General features: G+C 52.8%; 1 protein-coding gene. It reads left to right on the top strand.

The window, feature by feature from the left end; all coding sequences use genetic code 11:
• The coding region (locus tag D3222_RS23255; RefSeq protein ID WP_118988217.1) for a two-partner secretion domain-containing protein at positions 1 to 5,859 on the top strand (5,859 nt) is incomplete at both ends.

Here is a 5,859-nt window from a genome sequence, read left to right as displayed (position 1 = left end):
CAACCCGAATGGCATGATTTGTAATGGTTGCGGCTTTATCAATACCCCGGCGGTCACCTTATCGACCGGTAAACCGGTGTTTGATCAAGACGGGGCGTTAGCGGCCCTGGAAGTGAAGAAAGGCGCCATCATCCTGGGTGAAAAAGGGCTGGATGCGACGGCGCAGGATACTGTCGATATCATCAGTCGGACCACTCAGCTCAACGGCAGACTACAGGCGAAAAACCTGACATTGACACAAGGCCCCAACCGGATTGATTTAAAACGCGGGACGATTGTGCCGATTACCGGGGAAGATTATACCCCTTGGGCAGCGATAGATACCGGGTCATTGGGGGGAATATCTGCCCATAAAATTCGTCTGGTSAGTACCGAGCCGGGTAAGGCGGTCAACCTGACTAACCTGACGGCRACGCAAGGCGAYATCARTKTGAYCGCCGATGGTCAGGTGAYTCTGGGGGATGTGCAGGCCAAAACCGACATCAACCTGCGCGGTAAAGGCATTGACATGGCGAAACAGAGTCATATGCAAGCCGGTCAACATCTGACATTGACCGCCGATACCTTGCAGCATCGGGGACGCATTCGTGCCGACGGRGATGTYGCCATYAAAGCGAAAGCCTTGTCTTTAGAGGGGGGAAATGTCAACGCCGGGCACCAGGTCCTGCTACAGGGCGAGAACAGTTTTACGATGCGTGGCGCGGATATCTCCGGTCTTAACATGACCTTGATTTCCAACAGTTATAGTACGGCTGTTTTACCCGGCGGCAGTGACACGCCGAAAGGCACACCGGCATTATCCCTGATTTCTGCGGTTAATACGTTGCGTATTCTGTCTAAACGCGGATTATCTCTTTCAGATACGCTAATTAGCCGGGCAAAAAATATCTTTGTGGCGAGTAATGAATGGATTGATATTAATCAGCATTTGGCTGCGGATGAAAATATTGATCTTCACGCGGGTGGCGGGATAAATCTGGGTGGCATTGCCCTGACCGCCGGGAAAGATATTACCCTCACCAGTGGTGACTCGCTTTATGTCGGTCACGTCACCGCCGACAACAATTTAACCCTGATTGCCGGCCGCGATATAGCGGAGACCACCTTATCGGCAGCAGGGACGGCCGCCGTCGCCCAAAATAGCCCCGCGTTGTACTCAGCCGACGGAAAATATACCCCGGTGACTGCTGCACTGATTGACCTTGCGTTAGGCCATGTCCCCCAGTTGGCAATCAATATCCCAGAAATAGCCGGTGGCATACCCGGGATCCAACTGGCGGATAAGCAAACCCGGATTGCCGTGAAAAATAACCTGCCGGTTATTCATATTGCGGCGCCTAATTCCCGCGGGGTTTCACATAACCGTTATCGGGAGTTTAATGTCGGGGCTTTAGGGCTGGTGTTCAATAATGCGACCGCTGCGACCCCATCCGTCCTGGCGGGACAAATTGGGGCAAACCCTCACTTCAACGGTCAATCGGCTGAGTTGATTATTAATGAAGTGGTGGGGACGGTTGCCTCAAATTTACAGGGCCTGCTGGAAGTGGCAGGGCAAAAAGCCGCGGTCTTTATCGCCAACCCGAACGGCATCACCTGTGATGGCTGTGGCTTTATCAATACCCCGGCGGTCACCTTATCGACCGGGAAACCGGTGTTTGATAAAGCGGGCGCATTAGCGGCCCTGGAGGTGAAAAAAGGCACTATCACCGTTGATGAAAAGGGGCTGGACGCGACGGCGCAGGATGATATCGATATCATCAGCCGGAACACACAGCTTAACGGTAAGCTACAGGCGAAAAACCTGACATTGACACAAGGGCCCAACCGGATTGATGTCAAACGCGGGACCCTTGTCCCCCTTGCCGGGGACGGTTATGCCCCCTGGAGAGCGATGGATACCGGGTCACTGGGGGGCATGTCTGCCCATCACATCCGTCTGGTCAGTACCGAGCCGGGCAAGGCGGTCAATCTGACCCACCTGACCGCAACGCAGGGCGACATCCGTTTGACCGCGGATGGCAAGATGACGCTGGGCAATATACAGGCCAAAACCGATATCACCGTRAGCAGTCAGGGCATTGAAACGGCGGAACAGAGTCAGGTGCGGGCCGGGAAAGAGATGACGCTGGCYGCGAACACATTGGACAACCGRGGTAARATTATCGCCGAAGGGGATATGCGRTTGTTTATTGACCGTCTGGACAATCAGAATAAGGGGCTGATTCAGGCCAATCATCATCTCTGGTTGCAAAAAGATGCGAGCGGTCACCTCAGCACCCGGGTTGACAACGATTCAGCGACGCTGAAAACCCATCATGGCGATATCATTATTCGCACAAAAGCATTCAGTCATACGGATAATGCCAGCCTGGCTGCGGGCGCGAATGCTTATATCAATGCGACCMRGYTGGATAACAGCCAAAGTCAGTTTCAGGCGMAGAAAAATCTTATCTTAACCGGTCRCGACTTKAAYAACGGGATGGACGGTAAACTCTCGGCCGGTCTGAATGTGGTGGCGGATTTTGTTAATCAATTCAACGGCACGGCGTTTATATCGGCGAAAAATATTCTGCTGCATGCCGGTGACATTATCAGCCTGGGATACCTCAACGCGGCCCATGATCTGTCMGTCATCGCCGAAGGCAGAATGCGTGCCTACCAAAATACACTGGCGGCCGGGAGAAATCTGACCTTGATGGCGGGTAAAGATATTGATGCCTTTCAAGCCGGGTTGAAGGGCGAAAATGTTGAACTGCTGACGCGCGAAGGCGACATCCGGCTGGGTGGTGAGGGTTCTCGTATTTCGGCCGGCAATAATTTGCAGATATTCGCGAATCACAAACTGGATCTCTACGGTCTTTTGTTCGATAAATCAAACAACATCACGTTAAATGCCGGTCGTGAAATTGATGCCAGCCAAGTTAAATTGGCGGCACAGAAAAATCTGACMCTCATTGCAGGCAAAGATATCACCGCCCGTCAAATCGAGCTGAAAGGGGAAAATATAGAGCTTCTGGTGCGTGAAGGGGATATTCGGATGCCGATGGGCGGGGATGATTCGCGTATTTCGGCCGGCAATAATKTGCAGATGTTTGCGAGTCACAAGCTGAATCTCCAGGGGATTTTATTCGATAAAGCCAACAATATGACGTTAAATGCGGGTCATGAAATTGTTGCCGACCGGGTTAAATTAGCGGCRAATCACAATCTGACATTAATGGCGGGCAAAGATATCACCGCCGGTCAGGCCGAATTAAAGGGGGAAAATGTAGAGCTGTTGGTGCGTGAAGGCGATATCCAAATGGGACGAAATCGGCCTCATGAGTTATTAGCCTCAATTTCGGCCGATAATCATTTGCGGATTTCAGCSGGCAACGATCTGGATCTCTCCGGTACCCGGTTGGATAAATCACACAATCTGACCTTAAGTGCGGGTCGTAAYCTGAATGCCAGTCGAAGTCAATTGAATACGGCGGGCAATATTCATCTGTTGGCGGGCAATGAGTTAATGTTGCGGCAAGCGGGTATCCGGGCGGGGCAACAAGTCAKGCTCAGTGCGGGCCGCRATATTGATATTTCTCGCCCCAATACGCCGGAGAGCCTGTTTTATTTATCCGAATTAGATGGATTAGACAAATTCTCTGAATTAGGCACGCAAATTACYGCGGGTGATCACCTGCAACTCAGTGCAGGGGAAGATATCGCGGGTATCGCGAGATTAACCTCGACTCGGGGGAATATCTCGGTTAACGCCGGCCGGGATTTACTGTTCTCCGCCCGGCAATATTCGCCGATTAATGATGGCGATAAACACACCCTTTATGCCACCGGCGCCGTCAACGCGGCCCAAAATCTCACCCTGGTTGCGGCAGGCAACCTATTGACATCCGGRGCCAGCTTGACATCCGGCAATGATATGCGGCTTTCCGCCGGTGGRAATGTGCGCTTTGAGTCGCGACAAGAATTTATCCGCGAGGGGAATATTGAGCGCTTCATGCAACATGCCAGTCGGTTAAACAGTGGWGGCGCATTAACTATCCGCTCTCAGGGCAGTATTTTATTCCAGGCGACGGAATTAATCGCCAAAGGGGTGATGGATATCGCGGCAACCGGCGGCTTTCTTTATGCGCAAGCCATGGAAGARGTCTATAGGCGGGAAGAAACGAGGAAAAGCTGTAAAGGTTTCGGRCCCATAAAGTCGTGTAAAGTCTTTGGTGCTAAAACAGAACATCGAGTACAAATCAAGAAGACTAACAAAGTCACGGAATTTACGGCCGGYGGTGATATTAACCTGAGGGCAAAAGATGAAGTGACATTAGAAGCGAGTCGAATAGAAACCGATAAAAACGCGAAAATCACCAGCCAGACCGGGAAGGTGAACTTCAAGGCGATGCCCAACATTGATGTTGAGCAGACCCTCACCACATCAACAGGCTTTTTTATTACGCAGCACGATAAAGGCCACCGTGAGGAGACCTGGATAATCCCGTCGGTTCATGTCGGCGGTACGCTGACGGTGGAGGCGGCGAAAGGCATCAACACGGATGTGAAAGTGAAAGAGGGACAGTTACTGGAAGACACGTTAGTCGTACTGGGTAGCACTCCCGGCACGGAATGGCTGAAAAATCTGCAAGGCCGCAATGACGTCCAGTGGAACGYGGTTAAGGACGCTTACCGCAGTTGGGACAAAAAAAGCGCAAGCTTAAACCCGGTTGCGGGGGCSGTGATTGCGATYGCGGTGGCTGCGGTGACGGCGGGCTCGGGTCTGGCGGCCTGGGCGGGAAGCGGCGCCGTGGGGGCGACAGGCGCCTCCGGGGCCACGGCGAGCGCGGTTTATGGGGCGGCTTATGGCGGGATGATAGGGTTGACCTCGCAGGCGGCGGTGGCGTTAGTTGAAAATAAAGGGGATCTCAGCAAAACCCTGGCCGCCTTAGCGAAGCGCGATTCAGTCAAATCCCTGGTGACCCAAATAGCCGTGGGGGGTGCATTAGGGGGACTGGACCACACGATGGGCTGGGGAAAATTAGTGGAAGGACAAAGCGTTGTCGACCCGATAAAATCGCCGCTTCCCTTGCTGAGTAACAATAACTGGAGTCAGGTGGCCCAACGTGTCGCGGCACACTCCGTCGTGAGCTCAACCATAGGCACGGCGATTAACGGCGGCAGTTTTACGGATAATCTGCAAGCGGCGTTACTGAGCAATATCGGTAACCAGATGAATGCGGAAGGGGCCAGGCTGATTGGGGATAACGGGGAAATTCTGGGTGTGCCGGGTAAAGCGATTAGCCATGCTGCGGTATCTGCCTTGGCTGCCGAGATTGGCGGAGGGAATGCCAAAGGGGCAGCGGTAGGGGCATTAGCAGCAGAACTGGCGGCCATAACGCTGGATAAAACCTTTAGCGACCCGATGGCAATTCAGGCCGGTGGTAAAGTCATCGGCGGTGTTGCGGGTGCGATTGTGACCCATAGCGCAGAGGGGGCTAACAGTGGTGCCAATGCTGGGGAAATAGTGATTGTGTATAATTCGCTGGCCCATCTTCTGTCCGCCGCAGAGAAAGAAAAGTCAGGCACAATCAAAGCCTACGAGGAGAAAAAACAAGCCTTTTGTCAGCAGTCACCGGAGGCGTGTAAACAAACCGGGGAAATTATCAGCGTTGGTACTGACTTCGTGCCCGTTATCGGGGATATCAAAGGCTTTGTCGAGGCTGAGAGCGCATTAGATTATCTGGTCGCCGCGATAGCGATTATTCCCGGTGCAGGTGATGCCGCCGGGAAAACTATCAAGGCGGTAGAAAAAGCTTTACAGAAAGGTGACGTTGGAGAAGCGTCTAAACTGATCAATAAGGCCAGTGATGAAAT

It is taken from the genome of Photorhabdus sp. CRCIA-P01 (assembly GCF_003545805.1).
Lineage (GTDB): Bacteria > Pseudomonadota > Gammaproteobacteria > Enterobacterales > Enterobacteriaceae > Photorhabdus > Photorhabdus antumapuensis.
The sequence above is the reverse complement of the archived record's forward strand: the minus strand, read 5'-3'. Positions and strand labels throughout refer to the sequence as shown.